The 24,176-nt window shown below is 34.3% G+C and carries 24 protein-coding genes; 18 read left to right on the forward strand and 6 right to left on the reverse strand.

The genetic code is table 11. The features are described 5' to 3' along the window. The first annotated feature begins 5 nt into the window (after positions 1-5). The 17 genes from Q0951_RS07400 (at position 6) to Q0951_RS07480 (ending at position 16,372) form a co-directional block, all read left to right on the forward strand. Positions 6-899, forward strand: coding sequence for a M28 family peptidase (locus Q0951_RS07400; RefSeq protein ID WP_299335925.1), 894 nt, complete (start codon positions 6-8; stop codon positions 897-899). 79 nt (positions 900-978) lie between these two features. Next, positions 979-2,013, forward strand: coding sequence for a tetratricopeptide repeat protein (locus Q0951_RS07405; RefSeq protein ID WP_299335927.1), 1,035 nt, complete (start codon positions 979-981; stop codon positions 2,011-2,013). Between the two features lie 3 nt (positions 2,014-2,016). Continuing rightward, positions 2,017-3,096 carry an NADH:flavin oxidoreductase gene (locus Q0951_RS07410; RefSeq protein WP_299335929.1) on the forward strand — a complete coding sequence of 360 codons (1,080 nt, stop codon included), beginning with the start codon at positions 2,017-2,019 and terminating at the stop codon, positions 3,094-3,096. A gap of 94 nt (positions 3,097-3,190) precedes the next feature. Further along, complete coding sequence (locus Q0951_RS07415; RefSeq protein WP_299335931.1) at positions 3,191-4,192, forward strand: hypothetical protein; 1,002 nt, start codon at positions 3,191-3,193, stop codon at positions 4,190-4,192. Positions 4,193-4,315: 123 nt separating this feature from the next. Beyond that, positions 4,316-5,092, forward strand: coding sequence for a hypothetical protein (locus Q0951_RS07420; protein WP_299335933.1), 777 nt, complete (start codon positions 4,316-4,318; stop codon positions 5,090-5,092). A gap of 168 nt (positions 5,093-5,260) precedes the next feature. Beyond that, positions 5,261-5,764 carry a hypothetical protein gene (locus Q0951_RS07425; RefSeq protein WP_299335935.1) on the forward strand — a complete coding sequence of 168 codons (504 nt, stop codon included), beginning with the start codon at positions 5,261-5,263 and terminating at the stop codon, positions 5,762-5,764. A gap of 145 nt (positions 5,765-5,909) precedes the next feature. Next, the gene (locus Q0951_RS07430; protein WP_299335937.1) at positions 5,910-6,422 is read left to right on the forward strand and encodes a 2'-5' RNA ligase family protein; all 513 of its coding nucleotides are present in this window, start codon (positions 5,910-5,912) and stop codon (positions 6,420-6,422) included. A gap of 161 nt (positions 6,423-6,583) precedes the next feature. Beyond that, positions 6,584-7,672, forward strand: coding sequence for a helix-turn-helix domain-containing protein (locus Q0951_RS07435; RefSeq protein ID WP_299335939.1), 1,089 nt, complete (start codon positions 6,584-6,586; stop codon positions 7,670-7,672). A 103-nt stretch (positions 7,673-7,775) separates the two neighbouring features. Next, on the forward strand, positions 7,776-8,678 hold the full coding sequence (locus Q0951_RS07440; RefSeq protein ID WP_299335941.1) for a hypothetical protein: 903 nt from the start codon (positions 7,776-7,778) through the stop codon (positions 8,676-8,678). Positions 8,679-8,831: 153 nt separating this feature from the next. After that, positions 8,832-9,422: a hypothetical protein gene (locus Q0951_RS07445; RefSeq protein ID WP_299335943.1), complete on the forward strand. Its 591-nt coding sequence runs from the start codon at positions 8,832-8,834 to the stop codon at positions 9,420-9,422. A gap of 136 nt (positions 9,423-9,558) precedes the next feature. Then, positions 9,559-10,122: a porin family protein gene (locus tag Q0951_RS07450; RefSeq protein WP_299335944.1), complete on the forward strand. Its 564-nt coding sequence runs from the start codon at positions 9,559-9,561 to the stop codon at positions 10,120-10,122. Positions 10,123-10,189: 67 nt separating this feature from the next. Further along, complete coding sequence (locus Q0951_RS07455; protein ID WP_299335946.1) at positions 10,190-11,269, forward strand: serine hydrolase; 1,080 nt, start codon at positions 10,190-10,192, stop codon at positions 11,267-11,269. A 64-nt stretch (positions 11,270-11,333) separates the two neighbouring features. Then, positions 11,334-12,488: a trypsin-like serine protease gene (locus tag Q0951_RS07460; protein ID WP_299335948.1), complete on the forward strand. Its 1,155-nt coding sequence runs from the start codon at positions 11,334-11,336 to the stop codon at positions 12,486-12,488. 16 nt (positions 12,489-12,504) lie between these two features. Beyond that, on the forward strand, positions 12,505-13,869 hold the full coding sequence (locus tag Q0951_RS07465; protein ID WP_299335949.1) for a serine hydrolase: 1,365 nt from the start codon (positions 12,505-12,507) through the stop codon (positions 13,867-13,869). A 564-nt stretch (positions 13,870-14,433) separates the two neighbouring features. Further along, complete coding sequence (locus Q0951_RS07470) at positions 14,434-14,784, forward strand: VOC family protein (protein ID WP_299335951.1); 351 nt, start codon at positions 14,434-14,436, stop codon at positions 14,782-14,784. A gap of 186 nt (positions 14,785-14,970) precedes the next feature. Next, positions 14,971-15,312, forward strand: coding sequence for a hypothetical protein (locus Q0951_RS07475; RefSeq protein ID WP_299335953.1), 342 nt, complete (start codon positions 14,971-14,973; stop codon positions 15,310-15,312). A gap of 325 nt (positions 15,313-15,637) precedes the next feature. Continuing rightward, positions 15,638-16,372, forward strand: a complete 735-nt coding sequence (locus Q0951_RS07480; RefSeq protein WP_299335955.1) for a hypothetical protein — start codon at positions 15,638-15,640, stop codon at positions 16,370-16,372. Positions 16,373-16,434: 62 nt separating this feature from the next. Here Q0951_RS07480 and Q0951_RS07485 read toward each other — a convergent pair whose 3' ends face one another. Together Q0951_RS07485 and Q0951_RS07490 are read right to left on the reverse strand one after the other, a co-directional pair. Further along, positions 16,435-17,346, reverse strand: coding sequence for a dimethylarginine dimethylaminohydrolase family protein (locus Q0951_RS07485; protein WP_299335957.1), 912 nt, complete (start codon positions 17,344-17,346; stop codon positions 16,435-16,437). A gap of 157 nt (positions 17,347-17,503) precedes the next feature. After that, positions 17,504-18,790 (reverse strand): citrate synthase, encoded by a 1,287-nt coding sequence (locus Q0951_RS07490; protein WP_299335959.1) that lies wholly within the window; start codon positions 18,788-18,790, stop codon positions 17,504-17,506. Between the two features lie 218 nt (positions 18,791-19,008). Between Q0951_RS07490 and Q0951_RS07495 the strand changes: the two genes are divergently transcribed. Continuing rightward, complete coding sequence (locus tag Q0951_RS07495; RefSeq protein WP_299335961.1) at positions 19,009-19,761, forward strand: DUF481 domain-containing protein; 753 nt, start codon at positions 19,009-19,011, stop codon at positions 19,759-19,761. A 125-nt stretch (positions 19,762-19,886) separates the two neighbouring features. On the opposite strand, the gene eno is transcribed toward Q0951_RS07495, so the two are convergent. The 4 genes from eno to Q0951_RS07515 all read right to left on the reverse strand — a co-directional run bounded on the left by eno (position 19,887) and on the right by Q0951_RS07515 (position 24,153). Beyond that, positions 19,887-21,179, reverse strand: a complete 1,293-nt coding sequence (gene eno / locus Q0951_RS07500; RefSeq protein ID WP_299335963.1) for a phosphopyruvate hydratase — start codon at positions 21,177-21,179, stop codon at positions 19,887-19,889. A gap of 255 nt (positions 21,180-21,434) precedes the next feature. Next, on the reverse strand, positions 21,435-22,538 hold the full coding sequence (gene carA, locus Q0951_RS07505; protein WP_299335964.1) for a glutamine-hydrolyzing carbamoyl-phosphate synthase small subunit: 1,104 nt from the start codon (positions 22,536-22,538) through the stop codon (positions 21,435-21,437). A gap of 86 nt (positions 22,539-22,624) precedes the next feature. Next, positions 22,625-23,095, reverse strand: a complete 471-nt coding sequence (rplQ, locus tag Q0951_RS07510) for a 50S ribosomal protein L17 (RefSeq protein WP_299335965.1) — start codon at positions 23,093-23,095, stop codon at positions 22,625-22,627. Positions 23,096-23,160: 65 nt separating this feature from the next. After that, entirely contained in the window at positions 23,161-24,153 is a 993-nt protein-coding gene (locus Q0951_RS07515) for a DNA-directed RNA polymerase subunit alpha (RefSeq protein ID WP_298903618.1), read from the reverse strand. Positions 24,154-24,176 lie beyond the last annotated feature (23 nt).

A 24,176-nucleotide genomic window follows, 5' to 3' on the forward strand; every position in this document is an offset into this window, starting at 1 on the left:
AACCTATGAAAAAACTGGTCTTTTGTCTTCTCATTTCCGCAGTATTTCAAACCATTTCAGCACAAACTGCTAATTCGTTCTATACAGACATCGTTTCAAAAACTTCGGAAGCAACAATTCTTAATCACTTGACCACTTTTGAAAATTTTGGTGTTAAAACTGTAGGGTCTAAAGCACTTACCAATGCTGAAAATTGGATTACAGACTACTATAAATCTCTTGACTATACTGATATTGAACTTCAAGCCTTTACCTATCGCAAAGGCACAAGCAACAATATCATAGTCACTAAAAAAGGAACCAAATATCCTGACACCTATATCATTATCGATGCACATTACGACACCATCAATGGTCCTGGCACAAACGACAATGGTACTGGAACCGTTCTCATTATGGAAATGGCACGACTATTAAAAGATATAGACACTGAATATTCGATAAAGTTCATTCATTTTTCAGGTGAAGAAGATGGTCTATTAGGTAGTAAGTATTATGTAAAAAACACTGTAATTCCTCAAGATTTAGACATCAAACTTGTTTTTAATATTGATGAAGTTGGAGGCGTAAATGGACTTACTAATGATACGATAGTTTGTGAACGAGATCTTGGAAAACCGAAATCTAATAATGAAGCCTCTAATGCGGTAACAATACAATTGGCCAGTTACATGGAACTCTATTCCAATTTAAAAACCGAAATCGCTAATGCCTATGCTTCAGATTATATGCCTTTTGAAGATCAGGGTTTTACTATTACCGGATTATTCGAAAAACATGAGTCGCCTGTTAACCATACAGCTAAAGATGATTTGACACATATGGATGTTACTTATGTATATGAAGTAACCAAAGGCGCTATAGGTGCCGCTTTAGAATTTGCTGTTGCTTCGGAATAAATAGTCACTCGTTTTTGATATTTCACTTTGTTCCTGTAAAAAGTTTTTGCATATTTATATTGTACAAAAACAGCTACATATGAAATATCTATTCCTTTTCCTTTGCATCTTATCATTCCATGTTAATTATAGTCAGGATCAGGATGAAATTATCAGTTTGGTTGATGAAGGTATTGTCTATCACGATGAAGGCGATTACGACAAAGCCATTAAAACCTACAAGAAAGCTTTAAAGATTGATCGAAATTCGCCCTTGGTCAATTATGAGATTGCCTTGAGTTACTTTTATAAAAAAGATTATAAGAATGCCATAAAATATAGCGATGTGGTCATTGATAACGATGGTCCTTATGTTAAAGAATCATATATCACTAAAGGATCAAGTCTTGATAATCTTGGCAAAACCAAACAGTCAATAAAACTCTTTAAAAAAGCCATAAAAAAGTACAAGGATGAAAACCTACTCTATTATAACCTTGCACTCAACTATTATAAATTAGACGATTTAGATAATGCCGAAACCTATCTCATTCAAGGCATTGAGCAAAAGAGTGATCATTCTAGTAGTCATTTAATGTTAGGCTATATCAATTTTGATAAAAACAAACGCGTACAAAGTTTATTGAACTTACACTACTTTCTCTTTTTAGAACCTACAAGCAATCGCTCACCACAGGCAGCCAGTATGATTCAAACCATGATGGCGCATAATGTGACTAAAGACAAAGAGAAACCCAATACCATCAATATCAACTTGATGCTGCCTAATGATGATGACAAAGACAAGGATGAAGATTTTGGAGCTGCAGAATTGATGATTTCGCTACTTGAGGCATCTAAATCTCTTGAGAAAAATGAAGGCAAATCTGATGATGAACTCTTTATTGAAAACACCGATTCGTTCTTTGGTATGCTTGGTGAATTAAGAGATGATAAAAAGGAAGGCATCTACTGGAATCTCTATATTCCATTCTATGATAACTTATCGCAAAGCGACCATATGCCTGCCTATTGCCATTACGTTATGCAATCTGCGAGTGAAAGTTCTCAAGAGTGGTTAGATAATAATACAGAAAGCTTTGAAGCTTTTGCACAATGGTTAAGAGGCTATTAATTTATGAAAAATACACCCGAAACAGCTTTAGAATTTAATTGTGGTGCTACCATGAAAAATCGCTTTATGTTAGCGCCAATGACCAATACGCAAAGTCATGAGGATGGTACTCTTTCTGATGATGAATACAATTGGTTGGTGATGCGAGCTAAAGGGCAATTCGGATTAACGATGACCTGCGCTTCTCATGTCCAATTTATTGGAAAAGGATTTCCCGGACAATTAGGCATTTATGACGATCAACATATTGAAGGCCATACACGTCTGGCCGCTGCAATTAAAGCTCAGGGAAGTTTGGCGATTATCCAACTTCATCATGCAGGTATGCGTTCTCCGAAAGAGATTATAGGTACTAGTCCTGTTTGTCCTTCGGAAAGTGAAAAACACGGCGCTCGTGCCTTAACATTAGACGAAATATACCAATTGCGAGATGACTTTATTACTGCAGCCATCAGAGCACAAAAATGTGGTTACGATGGCGTGGAAGTACATGGTGCTCATGGCTATATTCTAACTCAATTTCTGAGTTCAAAAATCAACAAACGTACCGATAAGTATGGTGGAAACCTGAACAACAGAGCACGTTTATTATTTGAAATTGTCAATGGCATACGCAAAGCTTGCGGATCACAATTTGCTTTAGGTGTTCGATTATCACCTGAACGTTTTGGTATGCAGCTAGAAGAGATCAAAGCCATATGTGTTCGCTTAGTGGAAGAAGGTCAGATTGACTTTTTAGACATTTCACTTTGGAATGTTTTTAAAGACCCAGAAGAGGAAGCACATCAAGAAAAAAGTCTGCTTCAGCACTTTGTAGAATTGGACTTCAAAAATGTAAAATGGACTGTAGCTGGAAATATCAGAACAGGACACGACGTTGATAAGGTTTTAGAGGCTGGTGTTGATTTTGTATCCATTGGTCGCTCTGCAATATTACATCATGATTTTCCTGCGCAAGTGATTCATAACCCGAACTTCACTCCTACCGAATTACCCGTTTCCGAAGCATATCTTAAATCTGAAGGTTTAGGCGATGCCTTCATTACTTACATGAAACGTTGGGATGGTTTTGTAGCCAGCTAAATAAAATCAGGTAGATTTACCTATTGCATCTCGTTGTATTAGTTAATAGTTTTAAAAACACAATTTTAATCTACACGGCTAATACAACCACACTATGGATTTAAAACAAGAATTGCTTCGTATTACTGCAACCTATTTTGAGAATACTATTGATTACGGACGCTTGACAACATCTTCAAAAGCTTATGGTGACTTGTTAAAGCGAATCATAGATACCGAACTCGACCATCGTGAGGCCAGAGAAGATATTCACTTTAACAACGGGAAAGCCTTAGGACCACTTTGGGCAGCCATGTGTTTGGATGACATTATGCGTACTCGACAATTTGTAAGAGGCATTGAAAAAGCATTTAAAGACAAGATAAAAACCAATACTAAGTTGCAGGTACTGTATGCAGGTACTGGACCTTTTGCTACACTCCTACTTCCAGTGTTGTTGAGATATCCGAATGCCAATATTAGCTATACATTTTTAGAAATCAACCCAATAAGTCTGAAATTAGTAAAACATGTGGTGTCTACATTAGGATTGGACAACTATGATATTTCCTTTGTACAGGATGATGCCTCATGTTATCGATATGGAGCGCAACAACCAGACATCATCATTAGCGAAACCATGCAACGTGCTCTGGACAAAGAGCAGCAAGTGCCTATCTTCTATAACTTGATGCAACAAGCCAAACCTGAGGCTATTTTTATCCCAGAAAAGATCAAACTCTTTTTAGCAACTCAAACCAAAGGGATTCCCTCTTTAGATTTAGGAAATACGCATTATCACAAATTGGTACAGGTTTATGAAGTAAGTAAAGAATCTATGATTGATAGCGTTGATACTAATGCGTTACATTTTCCAAAAGTCAATACAGTAATCAACAAAGACCAACTTAAAGAGCGCAGTCAGTTGTATGTACTCACCGATATACAAGTGTATGAGGACGAACATTTACTGGTCAACCAAAGTGGATTAACAGTACCGAAACCAATTCCTCATCATTATGATGATTTTAATAGCGATCTGCACATTACCACGCAGTATTGCGTGGGTGCAGTCCCTGAATTGGAAGTTAGCATTCAAACAACACAATTGGCCTGATCAAAATATACGTAGAACTACGTATATTTTGTATCACCAAAACTGCTATCTTCGTTTAGACGGGCTATAATCATCTGAAAACGATGCGTTTAAAAAGCTGTATTTGAATTAAAAGGGAGTATTATGCAAAATCAATTCACACAAAAGGTTAATGAAATGATTAACCTAGATTATTCTAAAGAAGATGATATTTGGCTAAAAAAGAGTAAGACTTTACGGAAACTGATAGGTGTTTTAGGCATGGCTTTACCATTTCTGCTCATCATCATTACCTTTCTGTTTTTTGATCTCGGCAAGCCTATCGAATCTATAAGTCACTATTATTATACTCGAGCAGGAACCGTCTTCACTGTTATTTTGAGTGTGATTGCTATTTTTCTCATTGTTTACAGCGGAAAAGAGCCCATCGACTTTTATATTTCTACCATAGCAGGTATATGTGCTTTGTTTGTAGTATTCTTTCCCACAGGAAATTTAAGTGATGCCTGTTGTGACACTTTAAAACAATACTCAGTGACGTATATAAAGGGTAATGCAAGTGCAGGATTTAGGGAAACTTTTCATTTGGTTTCGGCAGGAATATTTATCGCCTTACTGGCTTATATGTCGATTAAGTTATTTACAAAATCAAATAAACCTAAATCAGAGCAAGGGCGTAAAAAACGCATTCGAAATACCATTTATAAAGTGTGTGGTGGATTGATTATTCTGTCATTGCTTGTGATTGTTTTAGGGATTGTGGACGTGATCCCAGAGGACACCTATAATAACAACCGACTTACCTTTTGGATGGAAACTTTAGCTGTTGAAAGCTTTGGATTTGCTTGGTTGATTAAGGGCGAAGCTATGTTTAAGGACGATCCTGATTATTTAGCGATGAGTGCAGCTCCTGAGGATTGAATAGTAAATTAATAATATGCCATTGAGTTGTAGTATCCAGTATAGAATAGGATTATTATGTATTTTAGTGAGCATATAACTAGTTGTGCTTAATTTCAGAAAATGGAAAAATTACTACAAGCAAATTAATGAGTTGAATTTTTAATAATAGAACTAAAGAAGATAATTATGAAAGAAATACTTGAAGAATATGCTTTAATTGCTGAAATCATATCAGCCCTTGCTGTTATCATTTCATTGATTTTTGTTGGATTACAAATAAGAAGTAATACAAAAGCAACACAAGCCTCAACTTTTCATGAGATTGCGGCACTAGACATTCATATACTTCTAAGTTTAGGTTCTTCAAAAGAAACATCAAGAATAATTTCAACTTTCCGAGCGAATCCAGATAACTTAACCGAAGAAGAACATAATCATGGTTTTCACTTATTTGCCGCGGAAATAAGACACGTTGAGAATCTATTTTTACAGAACGAAAACAAAATGTTGAGCAAAAAAAATTGGGAATCTAGAAAATCCTTAGTTGATGGAATGATACTAACTCCTGGCTTTGGAGCACTATTAGAAAGTCCAAATAAACAATTTTTTGACGGCTCTTTTGTTCAATACGCAGAAAGTTTAAGAAAAATACACTTAAAAAAGGATGGCGATATTGATAATAAAAACTAAGCACAACAACGTGTATAATTAATACTACTTCTCTACTCCAATTTAAATTACTAACTTTAAACTTACGATTTACTACATCAGAAAATCCTGCGGATTCTCAGCCGTACAAACCATACACAAACACGTTGATTAATAGTAGTGACAAATGGAAAGAATTAGAAGGCAATTGACTTTGTTCATTAATGAACCGAATGGTAGTATTGAGAAAATTAGAGCCAAATTTAATCCAAGACAATACCATTTAATACCTGCACATGTTACGCTTTGTCGCGAAGACGAAATTGAACCGATTGAGAAAACTATTCAAAGAATAAAGTCGATTTCATTAGAAAAAGCAATCCGAATTGAATTTGGAAAAGCCGAACGGTTTGCGGACGGAAAAGGTGTTTACATTTCATCTATTGGCAGCAACAACGAATTTAAAGCATTACGGAAATTAGTTCTGGGACAAACTGAACTAAAAAAAGAACAAGTTCCTCATATAACACTAATGCATCCAAGAAATGCGACTTGCACTAATGATATATTTGAGAGCATTGGAAATTATGACTTACCAACTGAATTGAGTTTTGGAAAAATTAGTCTGATTGAGCAAATAAATAGCGGAAAATGGAATATGTTAGAGGAGTTTGGAATTGTAAAACATAACGTTGCATAACTAAATGTATAGCAAGTTAAAAAAAAGCTAATATTAAAACATTAGGCAACCATTTGCTATAGTTTTACGTCTTCATAAATAAAAGCACTATATATTTATTCTATGAATCATATCTGTTAAACATAGATTATGAATCATTTAACTTCTGTTTATAACACATAATGAATCAAACCATACTAGACTTTGTGATGATTGCAAGTGTTATTGTAGGGTATTTTGTTAGTATTTCACTAATTACAACAAAATTCTACAAGAATCGCGCAAATAACTATCTCTCATTATCTCTATTCTTGATTTCTAATTTGACCTTGATTGATTGGTTTAGTATTAATACCTCTAGCCTACTCGTTGAAATTCTTACACTTTTAAGATTAGATTTTCTATTTGCAGCTACATTATTTACCTATTTTTTAATTCATTTAAACCACTCAATTTTAAAAAGTAAATGGTACAAATTGATATATCTGCCGTTCTTTGCCTCTGTTATTCTTGAACTCGCTTTGTTTGTATTTGACCTTTATGGCTCAATTTATGACTCCATTATCTTTTACATTAAAGATTTTACATCTATAGGCTTTAATATATTTTTAATTTTCTGGGGAAGAACATTAATCCAGAAGTCGACCTCTATTTCTAAAAACAAAAAACATTGGCTACTACGATTAAACCTGTTTATTATAGGTCTCATTACCATTTGGATCATCAATAGAATCGAAATATATCTATTTAATTCCATATATACTGCATACATTCTATGGGTATCTATGTGTTTATTTTTATGGTGGATTTTATATTATGGTGTATTTAGATTGCAAGTGATCGATCAAAAAGAGGAAATACATAATTATTTGGTTTCCAAAAAGACAGCTAGCGTTCCAGTAAAGAAGAAAATAAAAAGTGCTACTACGTCTAAAATAATTACTCAACTTTACAAGTTAATGGAGGATGAAGAATTGTATAAAGATCCGCTTTTAAGTAGATTAGATCTAGCAACTCGATTGGAGACCAGTGAAAGCTATTTATCTCAAATTATCAATCAGGAAATCAATAAAAGTGTCATCCAATTTGTAAATGAATATCGCATTGAAGCAGCTAAACATCTTTTGCAAGATCCTTCATTTAATAAATACTCAATTGAGGCCATAGGCATGGAAGCTGGTTTTAAATCAAAGAGTGCTTTCTATAATGTTTTTAAAATGAGCTTAGAAATGTCTCCAGGTGCTTTCAGAAAACACCAAAAATCGTCCTGATTCGTCTGAATCTACTGTATTAGTACTTCTTCAGTAAAAAAATTACTCTTTTGTTTTTTTGACAACTATACTTTTGCCGGTATAAATCAAAAAACAAAAATCAATGAAAAAAGTATTGACAAAAATGATGCGTATAAAATATGGCGCAACAACTCCAAAACTAATTTTAACCACCTTATTATCGGTTATTATGTTATCCTGTTCAAATGATGACGATAAACCTCCTACTCCGACATTTAATGACATACCTCAAAATATTAAGGATCTAATCTATTTCAGCGGAGACGAAAAGGCTTCCACTGTTCTCATTAATGCACAAGCCGGACCTTCTATCGTGTTAGATGAAGAATTAGTGGATAATCTTTCCGGATTTTTAAGTCCTAGAGGTATTTTAACTGTGAATGTGCATCAAGCGCAGACCTTAAATCCAGAAATACTGCTTAACAATGATATTACTCTGGATGACGCCGTTAATTTTAACAATCAAAGTATAGAAACCCTATATGAGGTCGTCAATCATTTTAAAGACGAAGGCAGAACTGTTTATGTTTTAGGTCTTTCATTTGGTGCATTTATAACCCAAGAACTCATAGCTCAAAAAGGCATAGATGTAGCTGACAAGTATCTAATTATTACGGGACGTTTAGATATGAATGATGTTTTTTGGCAGGCTCTAGCTGAAGGCAGAACTGGAGACTTTGAAAATGGTGTTACACCAATATTAAACTCAGAACCAGAGGAAACTATATTCGGAAGAAATGAAGCTAAGTTGTTTGCTGGTTTGATAATGAACAGATATACCCAGCATTTTAGTTCTATAGAAAGCTTATCTAATATCACATACATTTATGGAGAAACAGATGAAGCCGTTGGTAGTCTTACAGCTGAAGAAATTTCATTTTTACAGTCTAAAAACGCGAACATACTTTCTGGGACTGGCGGTCATGATGAGCCTTTTGAGGGCTTCATCGAACAAGGTTTTAGTGAAGCATTTGGAATAGAATAACGACTATTCATATTAATTTAAAAATAAATTACATAAACAAAACAGCGATTTTATTGCTAAGATAAAGAGGAGTATTTGCATTAATCTTTATCGTTAGTGGATAAAATCGCTACTTTTTTATAGAAAAGTATTTTCAAGCACTGTTTACAAAAAATGAAATCGAGGTATGTATTACTATTAGCTTTTTTTTTATTCAAAATACAATCCATTGTTGCTCAACATACATTCATGGAAATTGGTGTAGGGATTGGAAATGTAGTGGGTAATAAAAACGCTCGTGGTAAAGGTGAATTACATTTTAATATTATAAAACCTTACAAGTTTGGTCAATTAGGATTAGACGTTTCTACTGGTGGAAATTTCATTCTAGGCACAACACCTATTGTAGATGAAAATATGGAAACATTATCTTCAAATGACTTCAAGTTTTCTGCTATTACAGTGCTATATAGATTACCTGTAAAAACGTATGGTTTTGTTGAGCCAAGATTAGGATATTCGTCATTGTTTACATTTGTGCACACAGATGATAAAACCAAAATAAGTCAACCAAATGTTACTGTTGGAATAGGTATTGGTGCACATCTTAATAATTTCACGCTATCATTAAGGTATCAACACCTTGGAGTTACTCCCAATTACATCGGAACGAAGAATACAATAATAGTCAAGTCAAATTCTGAATCTTTAGACCTGTTACTATTGAGGGTATCCTATCGTTTCAATCTCAAAAAATCATTTTAGTTAGGTATATGATAGAACGAATCAAACGTCCTGATTCGTGTAATTGTATTGTTTCAGTACGTCTTCAATCTCAATATTAACGTTTTGTTTTGATTTGAAATCTACGTTTGCACCCATAAATCAAAAAACATAATTTATGAAAAAAGTATTATTAGTAACTGCTATTGCAGTTATAGGATTATTAAATGTTAACGCACAAGAAATTAAGTTTGGTGCTAAAGCAGGTTTGAATTTTGCATTCATTACCGGAGACAACACAAAAAATTTTGATCCCAACACAGATTTTCATTTGGGAGTCATGGCAGAAATTAAGATTTCAGACAAATTCTCTTTCCAACCCGAATTAATATATTCTGGACAAGGAGCAGATACAAACATTGAATCAGAAGGGAGTATTGCTCTAAATTATTTAAATGTTCCATTAATCGGGAAGTACTATGTTACAAAAGGATTGAGTTTAGAAGCAGGTCCACAAATAGGTTATTTGCTTTCTACTAAAGGTGGAACTTTAGATTATAAAGATCTTTTAAAACCTATAGATTTTGGTGTGAATTTTGGTGTCGGTTATAAACTTGATAACGGTCTCAATTTTAGCGCAAGGTATAATCTTGGACTATCTAATATTAATGATGTAGACGGTTTTACAGATAAAAACAGAAACGGTGTAGTTCAGCTATCCATAGGCTATTTCTTTTTCTAAAACTTAATATTCTAAAAGCCCAAGCCAATTAACTTGGGCTCTTACTCATTAATCAAAATATAAAATCATGAAAAACATAAAAACAATCGTATTACTTCTAGCACTGTCATTATTATCAATGAACTTTAGTTGTTCTAATAATGATGATGAAGTTAAAATTGATGATTTCTCTTCACTTGATACAGAACTTATAGCAAGGGACTTTACAGGTGTTGTTTTAGTCACTCAAAATGACGATATCTTATTTAACAAAGCCTATGGAAGAAAAAATAGTCAAGCAAATGGGTTTAATGATATCAATACTGTTTTTGATATGGGCTCTATTACAAAGCAATTTACTGCAGCAGGAATTTTAAAACTAGAGATGCAAAATGAGCTGTCAGTTGATGATAACTTATCAAATTACTTTGACAATGTTCCTAATGATAAAGAGAATATAACCATTCATCAGTTGCTAACCCATTCTTCTGGTTTATTAAATGGAATAGGTGGAGATTATGAAACCATTACTGAGGAAGAGTTTTTAGACCAAGTTTTTGATAGCGAATTAATTGATCCTGTTGGGGAAAGATTTAATTATTCTAATGTAGGCTATAGCTTACTTGGTTTAATCATAGAAAAAGCCAGCGGCATGGATTATGAAACCTTTTTAAATGTAGAGATTTTTGAACCTTCAAACATGTACCATACTGGTTATGTAATTCCAGATTGGCAAGAAGATGAAGTGGCTAACGGTTATTTGAATGGTGTTGAAAATAATAAGCCAAATGAAGAGAATTGGAATGAAAATGGACCTTATCTCAACCTCAAAGGAAATGGAGGTATTCTAACCCGAGCCAATGATATGTTACTCTGGAGTCAATCCATAATGAATAATACAGTACTAGATGAAGCAACTACCTCTAAATATCTTTTTCCACATTTTCAACCTACAAATATTTACGATAGCTATGGATATGGCTGGGGAATTGAAAATCATGACTCCGAGAATAAATTAGTATTACATGGAGGCACCACTGATTTGTTTGCATCTGATATGTGGTTCTACCCAAACAAAGGAATTACAATAATTGTACTCAGTAATGAACTTGACCCATTTGTATACACGATTGCAGGAGACATATCAAACTTCTTACTCGTAGAGTAAAAGTATGACCTACAACACTGTTTATGTAGAATAATAAAATCAAATTCAAAAATTTAAATAAAAAATGAAACAAATAAAATCAATCATATTACTTCTAACGTCGTCAATACTACTAGTAAGCTTTAATTACACAAATAGTAGCGAACACGATTCTATGATAACTAGACATGATAAAGAGGACGCTGAATTTATCGAACTAGCAAAGCGTTTTGAAAAATACATATGTCATCTAAACTTACCTGATTGTGAAGGCACAATAATAGCCGATGAATGGGCAATAACAGCAGCCCATTGTGCTGTAGGAATTGCAGAGAAATTTGAAGCGGGACTAAAACATTTCGTCATAATCAATGATACTGAAATAGAAGTTGACAAGGTGATTATGTATAAGGAATGGGAAAATACCGAAGAATATACTTCCATGGAACCATTAAATGATATCGCATTAGTACATCTTAAGACAAAACCTATTGGTGCACTACAAGCAAAATTATATATGAAAAACGATGAAGTAGATAAGCTTATCTATATGGTGGGTAGAGGAGATAAAGGTGACGGATTAATTGGAATAAATGGTAACGACGGCAAGCAAAGAGGTGCTACCAACAGAATAGAAAAAGCTACCGAAAGATGGTTAAGATGGACCTTTGATCATCCCGACACCAAAACAAAATATCTTACCGAACATGAAGGTATTAGTGGCCCTGGCGATAGTGGTGGACCAGCTTTTATTGTTAAAGATGATATTGTATATCTAGCTGGTATTAGCTCGTGGCAAGATACAAAAGACGGTCCAGAAGGCTTGTACGGTGTCGTAGAGAATTACACCAGAGTATCACAATTTATTAAATGGATTAATGATGAAATGACTGGAACTGGTAATACTAGAGAAGACATGTTAAGAGTTGAAGCAAAGCCTAATGCAATTGATGATAGACCTAAAGCTATAGATATTGATTTAAGGATTTTAGAACAATACGTTGGTGAGTATGAGTTGCGAGGCACTACGATTAAGATATATACAGAAGAGAATGGTTCTAAGCTATATTTATTCTTGACAGACCAGCAACCGTATGAACTAGTTCCTACAGGAGAACATCAATTTACTTTTAAAATATCAAATGAATATAAAATAGAATTTAAGAATCCAGAAAATGGGGTGTTTAAGAAATTAATAGCCACTCAACCTGATGGAATATATACAGCAGTAAGAAAATAAATACTAAAAATTTAAAATGAAAACAACAAACACAATCTTAATACTTCTAATGATGTTATTTTCATCTATGGTCTTTAGTTGCACAAATGGTAGTAAACAAAAAACGACTGATGTAACTGCTATCAATTCTTTAAAACCATATGTAGGACAATATGTGCTTGAAGCAGCAGGAATGATAATAGAGATATACACAAAAGAAAATAATACTAAACTATTTTTATTTGTAGATGGACAACCAGAATATGAATTAGTTGCAACTGGAGAGCACAAATTCTCTTTTAAAATATCAGACGAGTATAACATAGAATTTAAAAATCTTGAAAATGGTGTTTTTAAAGAATTAGTCGCCACACAACCTGATGGAACTTATACAGCGGTTCGTAATGGAGAATTGAAAATTGATGATCTAACGACTATTGATAAAAAACTAACAGAAAGAGAATTTTCAGGAGTTATTCTAGTCGCTCAAAATGATAGTATTATATTTAATAAGGCCTATGGCAAAAAGAACAATCAACAAACAAATGACGTTAATACCGTTTTTGATATTTGTTCGATTACAAAACAATTTACTGCAGCAGCAATACTAAAATTGTCCATGCAGAACAAGGTGTCTACAGATGATAAACTATCTAAATATTTTGAAAATGTTCCAAAAGATAAAAAAGATATTACCATTCATCAATTACTTACACATACTTCTGGTTTAACCGACGGGATAGGTGACGATTATGAAAGTATCACGGAAGAAAGGTTTCTTAAAAAAGTATTCCGTAGTAAACTGTTAAGTCCAGTTGGAGAAAATTTCAATTATTCTAATATGGGATATAGCTTACTTGGTTTAATCATTGAAAAAGTAAGCGGAATGGATTATGAGACCTACTTGAGTGAAGTCATTTTTAAACCTTCAAAAATGTTCCATACTGGCTATGTAATTCCAGACTGGGAACTTAACGAGGTTGCCAACGGTTATTTAGATGGAAAAGAAGCTAAAAAACCAAATGAAGAGAATTGGAGTGACAATGGACCGTATCTTAATCTTAAAGCAAATGGTGGTGTATTGACAAGAGCCAGCGACTTATTACTCTGGAGTCAATCTATAAGGGATAATACAGTACTTGATGAAGCAACAACAGCTACATATCTCTATCCCCATTTTCAATTCAATGGGATGTATACGCACTATGGATATGGCTGGGGAATTGAAAATAATGATTCAGAGAATAAGTTAGTAGTTCATGGTGGTGCTAGCAATCTGTTTGCTTCAGACTTCTGGATTTACCCCAATAAAGGAATTACAATAATTATACTCAGTAATACACAAGAGGAATATGTTTACTCAATTGCAAGAAAAATATCAAAATTTTTACTAGCAAAATAAAAATACATCAATAGAAGAAAAAACTATTGTCAACAACGTTTACAAGTAATAGCGATTTGATTCTTGATTCAAGTCGCTATTCTATTGTATTATGTAATAGAAGTCTGTAAAAACTAGATACGGTCCTGGAGTTGGAATTCAATTGAAAACGGATATACTCATACGTTTTATGCCTTAGGACTGTTTACGTCTACTCGCTTTTCATAATGTAAATCTAGCACGTATACTGTAAACTCTGACGAGGCAGCTTTGAATTTTGGTTGTGACAGATTTACAACAGGTATTGAAAATCCGACATCTACATTTATCGAACTATTAACTTTTGAATCAAATACAGCGATATTTAATCCAACATATTCAGTTGTATGTAAGGATATCGTTGGAAAAATTAATAATTCGAATTACGTCTAATTTCAGTTTTATTCGTTTTCTTTCACTAATTTAGTTCTAGCCAACGTAACTAACCCTAAAAAACACCTTATAGAACGCCTATCAGACCTAAATGTGTAGACTACTTTAAATTACATTATACCATAAAAACATGTTCAACATTAAAGCCATATTATGCTAACAGATATCAATCCCAAATTACCAATGCGTAACAAAACGATTACCAGAGATTATTATGTAAATCAGTTAGGATTTAAAGAACTTGGTGATTATAGACAGTATTTGATGGTTCAAAAAGATAATATAGAAATTCATTTCTTTGAGTTTAAAGACCTTAATCCTAAAGAAAATTATGGGCAAGTCTATATAAGAACTAACGCCATTGAAAGCTTATATCAATCTTTATTAGACAGTGCAGTTAAGATTCATCCCAATGGAGCATTAGAAACCAAACCTTGGGGACAAAAAGAATTCGCACTGCTGGATCCTGACTCAAACTTATTGACTTTCGGACAGTCTATTTAAATAACAACAGTAATTACAGCGCATATAACCAATTGCTCATTATTGTTTAGTAGGACTCGAGCATTGTATAGATGTAATGAATTGTAAGATCTTCGTTTGACTCAGGCTTATCTCATCAAAAAATACCTATGATCAGGTATTGTATACCTTCATAACAACCACGTACTTGACATAAATTTTAAGATTATGAAAACTATGTTACGTATTGTCTGTATTATTTTATTTTTAAGTGTGAGTCATTCTGGTCTTGGGCAAACCAAAAAAATATGCTCTACACAAAACATACCAGAAGGATGGGTGATTACAGGAATTGAATATTGCTCCTGCTGTGGTGCAGCTCCTACTTACAAACGCTTTCGGTACACAATTAAAAAAATTAGTACTATGAAAGTAGGATCTAAAGTTGCTATTTGTAGTAAAAAGAACATTCCAAATGGTTGGGTGATTGTAGGCAAAACCAATTGCTCTTGCTGTGGTGCCAGACCTACCTATAGGAAAACGAGATGGACTATTGAGCGTATTGATTAATTTAGCTCTATAACCCATTCTTAGTCAATATAATCTTATGTATAATGACCTAGAGATAATAATCCAATATGAAATTATCTTGTCTTAATTCGGATAAAAAAGTCGCTCATCTTTCATTACAGACATTTTGTAGGGCTTTTCCGTAAAAATACTAAGGATAATCCCTAGCACATTCTCAAATAAAGTGTCTACATTTAAATAGTTACAAATCAATGTGAGCATTCTAGATAATTCTCATTGTGTTAATCCATTATGGAGATATCCGAAAATCCTAAAAAGAGAGTAGGAATTAAACTTAATTGCATATAAAATTATGAAAACACAAATGAAACTATTTTTATCATGCCTAGTACTCATGTTCGTTGTACTTTATGCCTGTAATTCTGATAACGACACAGCACCAGACAACACTTTGAATATGGAGGCTGAAAGCTTTAATGATCCTAGTCAGCGTAAAAGTCAATTTAATGAAATAGATTACCATCCAGAATTACCATGTCCATTAAGTGGTCCATCATGTATTAGACCAGGAGGAACAACAACATTCACCATTTCATGTACAAGTAATCCAAGTGGAAACGTATATTGGTCGTATCAAAGCGGTGTCGGCATTACTCCAGCTACACCTTTAGGTCCTAACGGCCTTGGTACTTCAAGTCAAGCTTTCACCTTTAGTAGTAACTTTCAACAAGGCTGGATTCAAGCCGTTTGCGATGGCAGTTTTGGTTGTAAGGATAATATCATTGTGCTTCCATGTTCGTCTCCACCACCTCCTACCTGCTCCATCAGCGGGCCAAATTGTGGTGTTGAAGGAGACACCTTAACCTATACATTTAATGGTGCTAGCAATGTGAACTGGGCTTCTGTAAGTCCGGGAATTACATTGGTAAGCTCTAATGGAAATACAGCTACCTTTACTCTAAATTCAAATTTTGGTCCACTCGGAGGTTCTATTACTGGAAGTGCTGCAGGTTGTGGAACTATTACTTTTGATATTGATAATTGCTGTGAATCGTCCAGAATAACTATGGGTAAAGACAGACTTATATATAAAAATTAGAATTTAGTTTGATTAATTAATATAGCAATATCCAAATAATTAAGATTTGGGTATTGCTTTTTTTAATCTCTAATCAAAGGCATTGTAGAACAGCGTAACAAGCCTTCCTGTTTAGCAATTTCGGCATAAGGGACTTCCTCAACAGTAAAACCATTCTCACGAAGCCAAGCATTCAATCTTGTAAAATTGCGCTCAGAAATAACCACATCTTCAGAAATGGAAAAAATATTACTGTTCATATTGTACATCTCCTCTTTTGTAATCTCAAAAATATTCTCTTTTCCGAAATAATCAACCAACCACTGATATTCGCTTTCTACAAGAAATCCGTTCTTATGTAAAATAGCTTTGTCTTTACCTACAGGCTGAAAGCAACAATCCAGATGTAAGGCATTTTCCTTAGCATTAGTATTAGATTTACGTAATTCAAACGACTTTACTGTTTTATGCGGAAATAACTCTTGAATGGCAATTACAGCATCCATATTGGTACGAGCTGTGATATAATCTGGATAATCCTCTCCTGAATAGGTTCCTATGAAAATATAATCATTCCACGGCATGACATCTCCACCTTCAACATGACATTCTTCTGGCAGAATGATTCGGTCTTTATCCTCTATTTGATTCCACAGATACCTGATGGCTTCAATTTCCTCATCACGATCTGGTAAAATATTAGCTCTAACTACTTTATCATCGATAACAAAGGCAATATCTCTGGCAAAGATCTGGTTACAGTCTTTGATTACCTCAGGCCTGTAAACCGTTACATCATATTTTTTAAGTACGTCTGCTACAGCTTCCATTTCTTTGATCATATCAGTTTCTTTCGGATAGGTTCCGGCTTTGATATGCTCAATAGATTTAGGATCGTAAGCTTGTTCTACTGTAGGTGTTGGTCCGCAACTTTCAGCTATTCCTAAGACAACAGCTCGTAAACGCGAGGTTTCGTTTTGAATATTTAGTTTCATAGGTTGCAAATATAAAAAAGTGCTTGCAGTCTGAGCATAACTGTCAGTTTGAGCGCAGTCGAAAACTCTATAGTTCTCAAAAAGACATTTCGACTCCGCTCAATGTGACATAGCATGTACTCAAATCACAGGCACTTTTAATAGTTTTTTAAATAGCCTATCTTTCGTTGATTGTCTTAAATGGTCTATGCGTTTCACCAATGTACAATTGACGTGGACGGCCAATTGGTTCTTTTCGCATACGCATTTCTTTCCATTGCGCAATCCAACCTGGTAAACGACCAAGAGCGAACATTACGGTAAACATTTCTACAGGAATTCCCATAGCTCTGTATATGATACCAGAATAGAAATCGACGTTTGGATATAATTTACGATCTACAAAGTACTGATCTTCTAAAGCTTCTTTTTCTAATCCTTTGGCAATATCGAGAATTGGATCTTCAACACCAAGATCACTTAGCACTTCATCTGCAGCAACTTTAATAATTTTAGCTCTTGGATCAAAGTTCTTGTAGACTCTATGACCAAATCCCATTAAACGGAACGGATCATTTTTGTCTTTAGCTTTCGCCATATATTTTTTGGTATCACCTCCATCTTCTTTAATGGCCTCTAACATTTCCAGAACAGCTTGGTTTGCTCCTCCGTGGAGTGGTCCCCAAAGTGCAGAGATTCCAGCAGATAAGGACACAAACAATCCAGCGTGTGAGGATCCTGTGATTCTCACTGTAGATGTCGAACAATTTTGCTCATGATCGGCATGTAAGATCAATAATTTATCTAAGGCATTAACTAGAATATCATTTTGTTCGTATTCTTTGTTTGGGCTCTTGAACATCATTTTTAAAACATTCTCTACATAGCCTAAATTATCATCACCATACTCTAGTGGTAATCCGTGTTTTTTTCGCATTGTCCAAGCTACAAGTACAGGGAATTTTCCTAGTATCCTTACAATAGCATTGTACATTTGCTCTTCAGAATTTACATCAACCGAAGAAGGATTAAAAGCTGTCAATGCACTTGTCAATGATGACAATACACCCATTGGATGAGCCGACTTTGGAAATGCGTCAAGAATTTTCTTTACATCATCATCTACAACAGAATGTGATTTGATATCAGAATGAAATTTTTCAAGTTCTTCTTTGTTTGGTAATTCACCAAAGATCAATAGATAAGCTACTTCCAGGAAATCAGCCTTTTCAGCTAATTCTTCTATAGAATAGCCTCTATATCTTAAAATTCCTTTCTCTCCATCTAAAAAGGTAATAGCACTTTCACAACTTCCTGTATTCTTGTATCCTGGATCCAAGGTAGTTACACCACCTGTTGCTCCTCTTAATGCTTTTATATCAATAGCAACTTCATTTTCTGAACCTACTACCAAAGGAAATTCATACTTCTCACCATTGATTTCTAATGTAGCTTTATCTGACATATATATTGAATTTTTATATTGTTTTTAAGTCTCGTAAAATTACGAAATATCTAAGGATTTACGAAGTCTATTTATAATGCTTTTAACAATTATGAGATTGATAAAATTGATATCTCAAAATCCTTACAAATTGTGAATATCTTATCGGTTAATTCTTGAGATCATCCATCAAAATTTTAATCTTAAATATTATTTTTACTTCGGAAATTTTAACAGGCATGAGATACGTCAAACTTCTTCTTATTTTGATAAGCTTTAAGAGCTTTGCTCAGGTGGTCAATATTGAGACCTTACGTAAATCGACCGACTCTGCGAAATGGTCTGGATCTGTTAGCTTGGATATATCGCTTATTAAAAATACTAATGATATTTTCAGAATAGCCAACAAAGCTCATGTTCAGTATAATGACAAGACGAATTTGTGGCTGTTTGTCAACGATCTTAATTTTCAAAAGGTTGAGGGCAATTCTCTGGTTAATCGAGGGACTCAGCATTTGAGATACAACCGTAAGGTCTCTGACCGGATCAAATGGGAAGCTTTCGGGCAAGCCCAATATGATGCCATTTCAGAAATTGATTTTAGAGGTTTGCTAGGTACTGGTCCGCGTTTTAAACTCAGCGAAAATGACAATTATAAATTTTACTTAGGCACTTTGGTCATGTACGAATATGAACGCGCTTCAGATGTGATTAGCGATCGCATTCAAAAGGATATCAGAGGAAGTGCGTATTTATCATTCAGCATGTATCCTACGGAAACGATAAGCATTATCAGCACTAGTTATTATCAGCCAAAGATTGATGCCTTTAGTGACTATCGTTTGTCGAGTAACACCTCACTCCTATTCGAAATTTTTAAAGATCTGGCCTTTAAGACTAACTTCAATTATTTCTATGACGCATTTCCGGTAAGTTCAAGTATTCCAAAGACGCAATTTGAATTGACTAACGGCTTGTTATATACGTTCTAGTAGCATTAAACAAACCAATGTAATTATACTACTAATAACCAAGACACTTCGACTACGCTCAGTATGACAAAAAACCTATCCGAATGAACGAATAGGCTTTTTAAATCTAGTATTTTATAAAAGTCTTACTTCACTTTAAATGCATTCATTTTAGGAAAGTAAGCTACATCGTCTAATTCTTCTTCGATGCGTAATAACTGATTGTATTTTGCCATTCGGTCACTACGTGATGCAGAACCCGTTTTGATCTGACCTGTATTTAAAGCTACGGCTAAATCGGCAATGGTATTATCTTCAGTCTCTCCTGAACGATGTGACATAACTGATGTATATCCAGCATTATGCGCCATATTCACTGCGGAAATCGTCTCAGTAAGTGTTCCAATCTGGTTCACTTTAATCAGGATTGAATTAGCAATCCCGTTTTCAATTCCTCGCGATAAACGCTCTACGTTAGTCACAAATAAATCATCTCCAACTAACTGAACACTATCTCCGATTTTGTCGGTAAGGTATTTCCAGCCATCCCAGTCGTTCTCATCCATACCATCTTCAATAGAAATAATAGGATATTTTTTAGCTAATTCGGCTAAATAATCGGCTTGTTCTTCACTCGTTCTTACTTTGCCAGAATCGCCTTCAAAAATGGTGTAATCGTATTTTCCATCTTTATAGAATTCGGCTGCAGCACAATCCAGCGCAATCATTACATCATCTCCTAATTTGTAACCTGCATTAGCTACAGCTTTTGCAATAGTATCTAATGCATCTTCTGTACCTCCTTCTAGGTTTGGTGCAAAACCACCTTCATCGCCTACAGCAGTACTTAAACCTCTATCATGTAATACTTTCTTTAAATTATGAAAGATCTCAGTTCCCATTTTCATCGCGTGAGTGAAGTCTTCTGCTTTAACTGGCATCACCATAAATTCCTGAAATGCGATTGGAGCATCACTATGTGAACCTCCATTGATGATATTCATCATAGGTACAGGTAACGTATTTGCAGACACACCTCCAACATATCTATATAGTGGCATGTTCAATTCATTAGCTGCAGCTTTAGCAACGGCTAATGACACTCCCAAAATAGCATTTGCACCTAACTTTGATTTGTTTGGCGTGCCATCGATCTCGATCATTAATCTGTCGATCATATTTTGTTGAAATACTGAAACACCTAATAACTCCTGAGCAATTACAGAATTGACATTATCAACAGCTTTAGACACACCTTTTCCCATGTAATCACTTCCTCCATCTCTTAGCTCCACAGCTTCATGTTCTCCTGTTGACGCTCCTGAAGGTACAGCTGCTCTTCCTAAAACACCGTTTTCAGTAACCACATCTACTTCTACTGTTGGATTTCCTCTTGAATCTAAAATTTGTCTTGCATGAATATTGATAATAATGCTCATTTGTATTGATTTATAATTGATTAAATATTATTGAACTGTTTCCGTCAGTTCGAGCGCAGTCGAGAACTTATTTTAAGTTCTTAATAACAAAGACCTTTCGACTGCGCTCAAGGTGACAAAAGTTATTACTACAAATTTACGAAATTGTTGCCCCAAATAGAATCCTATCATAGCAGAATTACATTATATCTCAACGATAATGTTTTCGTAAAAGAAAAAAAGCAATGAAATTTAAAAATCATTGCTTTTTCGTTATTAGTTTTTTTGAATATTCTGAATAAACTCATCAAATAAGTATGTTGAATCGTTTGGTCCAGGACTAGCTTCAGGATGATATTGTACCGAGAAACAGTTTTTATTTTTCATTTTAATTCCAGCTACTGTGTGATCATTCAAATGTACATGTGTGATCTCAATATCTGGATGTGCTTCGGTCTCTTCTCTGTTAATGGCAAATCCGTGGTTTTGAGAGGTAATCTCGCCTTTGGTAGTTATAAGGTTCTTAACAGGATGATTAATGCCTCTGTGTCCGTTATGCATTTTATATGTTGAAATTCCATTAGCTAAAGCAATCACCTGATGCCCTAAGCAAATTCCAAATAAAGGAAGATCTCTTTTAATGATCTCTTTTGCCACTTGCTGAGCTTCTACTAAAGGTTCTGGATCTCCTGGTCCGTTTGATAAGAAATAACCATCAGGTTTAAATGCTTCTAGATCTTCAAATTTTGAATTGTAAGGAAAGACTTTAATATAAGCGTCACGCTTAGCCAAATTACGAAGGATATTCTTCTTAATTCCAATATCTAAAGCTGCAATCTTATAGGTTGCGTTCTCATTACCATAATAGTAAGGTTCTTTTGTTGACACTTGAGAGGCTAATTCTAAACCTTCCATGCTTGGTACTTCGGCTAATTGCTTCTTCAATCCTTCAACATTATCCACTTCAGTAGTGATAACAGCATTCATGGCACCATGATCTCTAATATGACTTACCAGTGCTCGTGTATCTACATCTGAAATTGCCAACAGATTGTGATCTTCAAAGAATTCTTCTAGTGACTTATCGGCTGCAGGGCGTGAATAGTTAAAACTAAAGTTCTTGCAGATCAATCCAGAAATTTTTATGGAATCAGATTCAACTTCATCGGCCTTTGTTCCGTAGTTACCAATATGAGCATTGGTAGCCACCATTAATTGTCCGTAATATGAAGGATCAGTAAAAATTTCCTGATAACCTGTAGTACCTGTGTTGAAGCAAACTTCACCAAAGGCTGTGCCTTCTTTACCTATTGATTTTCCGTGGAAAATTGTTCCATCAGCGAGTAAGATTAGGGCTTTTTTACGTTTTTGGTATCTCATCTTATTAAAAAAGTTTTACAAAATTGCATAAAAAAAAGGATAATCTGAAACAGATTATCCTTTATATATTAAATGCTTATTAACATTTATTCTTCTTCGTTAGTTGCTTTAGTATCAACTGGAGGAGTTGCTGGTTTAGATCCACCTCTTCTACTTCTTCTCGTCGTCTTCTTCTCTTTCTTACCAGCGTTGTAGATGTCATTGTAATCTACCAACTCAATCATTGCCATATCAGCATTATCACCAAGTCTGTTTCCTAATTTGATGATTCTTGTATAACCACCTGGACGATCTGCAACTTTTACAGCTACTTCTCTAAACAGTTCAGTAACGGCATCTTTTTGTCTTAATCTAGACATTACGATACGTCTGTTATGGGTTGTATCTTCCTTTGATTTTGTAATCATTGGCTCAACAAATTGTTTTAAAGCTTTCGCTTTAGCAACTGTTGTATTGATACGTTTGTGTTCTATTAATGAACAAGCCATATTAGCTAACATCGCTTTTCTGTGCGCTGTTTGTCTTCCTAAATGGTTAAATTTCTTTCCGTGTCTCATGACTTTCTATTTATCATCTTGCTTCCAAACTCATTTTCTGAGGAGCAAAATATGATTATTATAATTTAATCTTTATCTAATTTGTATTTTGCTAAGTCCATTCCGAAGTTAAGACCTTTAACATTTACAAGCTCTTCAAGCTCTGTTAAAGATTTCTTACCAAAATTACGGAACTTCATTAAGTCATTTTTATTGAATGATACTAAGTCTCCTAAAGTATCTACTTCTGCAGCTTTTAAACAGTTCAATGCACGTACAGACAGATCCATATCAACCAATTTGGTTTTTAATAGTTGTCTCATGTGAAGTGATTCTTCATCATAAGTCTCTGTTTGTGCAATTTCATCAGCTTCAAGAGTGATACGCTCATCAGAGAATAACATGAAGTGGTGAATTAATATTTTAGCTGCTTCAGTTAGAGCATCTTTTGGGTGAATTGATCCATCAGTGATGATTTCAAAAACTAATTTTTCATAATCGGTTTTTTGTTCAACACGGAAATTCTCAATACTGTACTTTACATTCTTTATTGGTGTATATATTGAATCTGTAAAGATGGTTCCAATTGGCGCAGAAGCTTTTTTATTTTCTTCAGCAGGAACATAACCTCTACCTTTTTCAATAGTAATCTCCATATTGATGTTAACTTTAGGATCTAGGTTACAAATCACTAAGTCTTTGTTCAACACCTGGAAACCTGAGATAAACTTTTGGAAATCACCAGCTGTAATTTGATTTTGTCCAGAGATAGAAATTGACACAGATTCGTTATCAACTTCATCAATTTGACGCTTAAAGTTAACTTGCTTTAAGTTCAAAATCATTTCTGTAACATCTTCAACAACACCAGCAATTGTTGAGAATTCGTGGTCTACACCTTCAATTCTAACTGATGTGATTGCAAAACCTTCAAGAGAAGATAATAGCACTCGTCTTAGCGCATTACCAACTGTTAATCCGTAACCTGGTTCTAAAGGTCTGAATTCAAATTTACCTTCGAACTCAGTAGAATCAATCATGATTACTTTATCGGGTTTCTGAAAATTTAATATTGCCATATGTTCTTCGTTTTGATTGTTAT

This window comes from uncultured Psychroserpens sp. (assembly GCF_947501425.1).
Lineage (GTDB): Bacteria > Bacteroidota > Bacteroidia > Flavobacteriales > Flavobacteriaceae > Psychroserpens.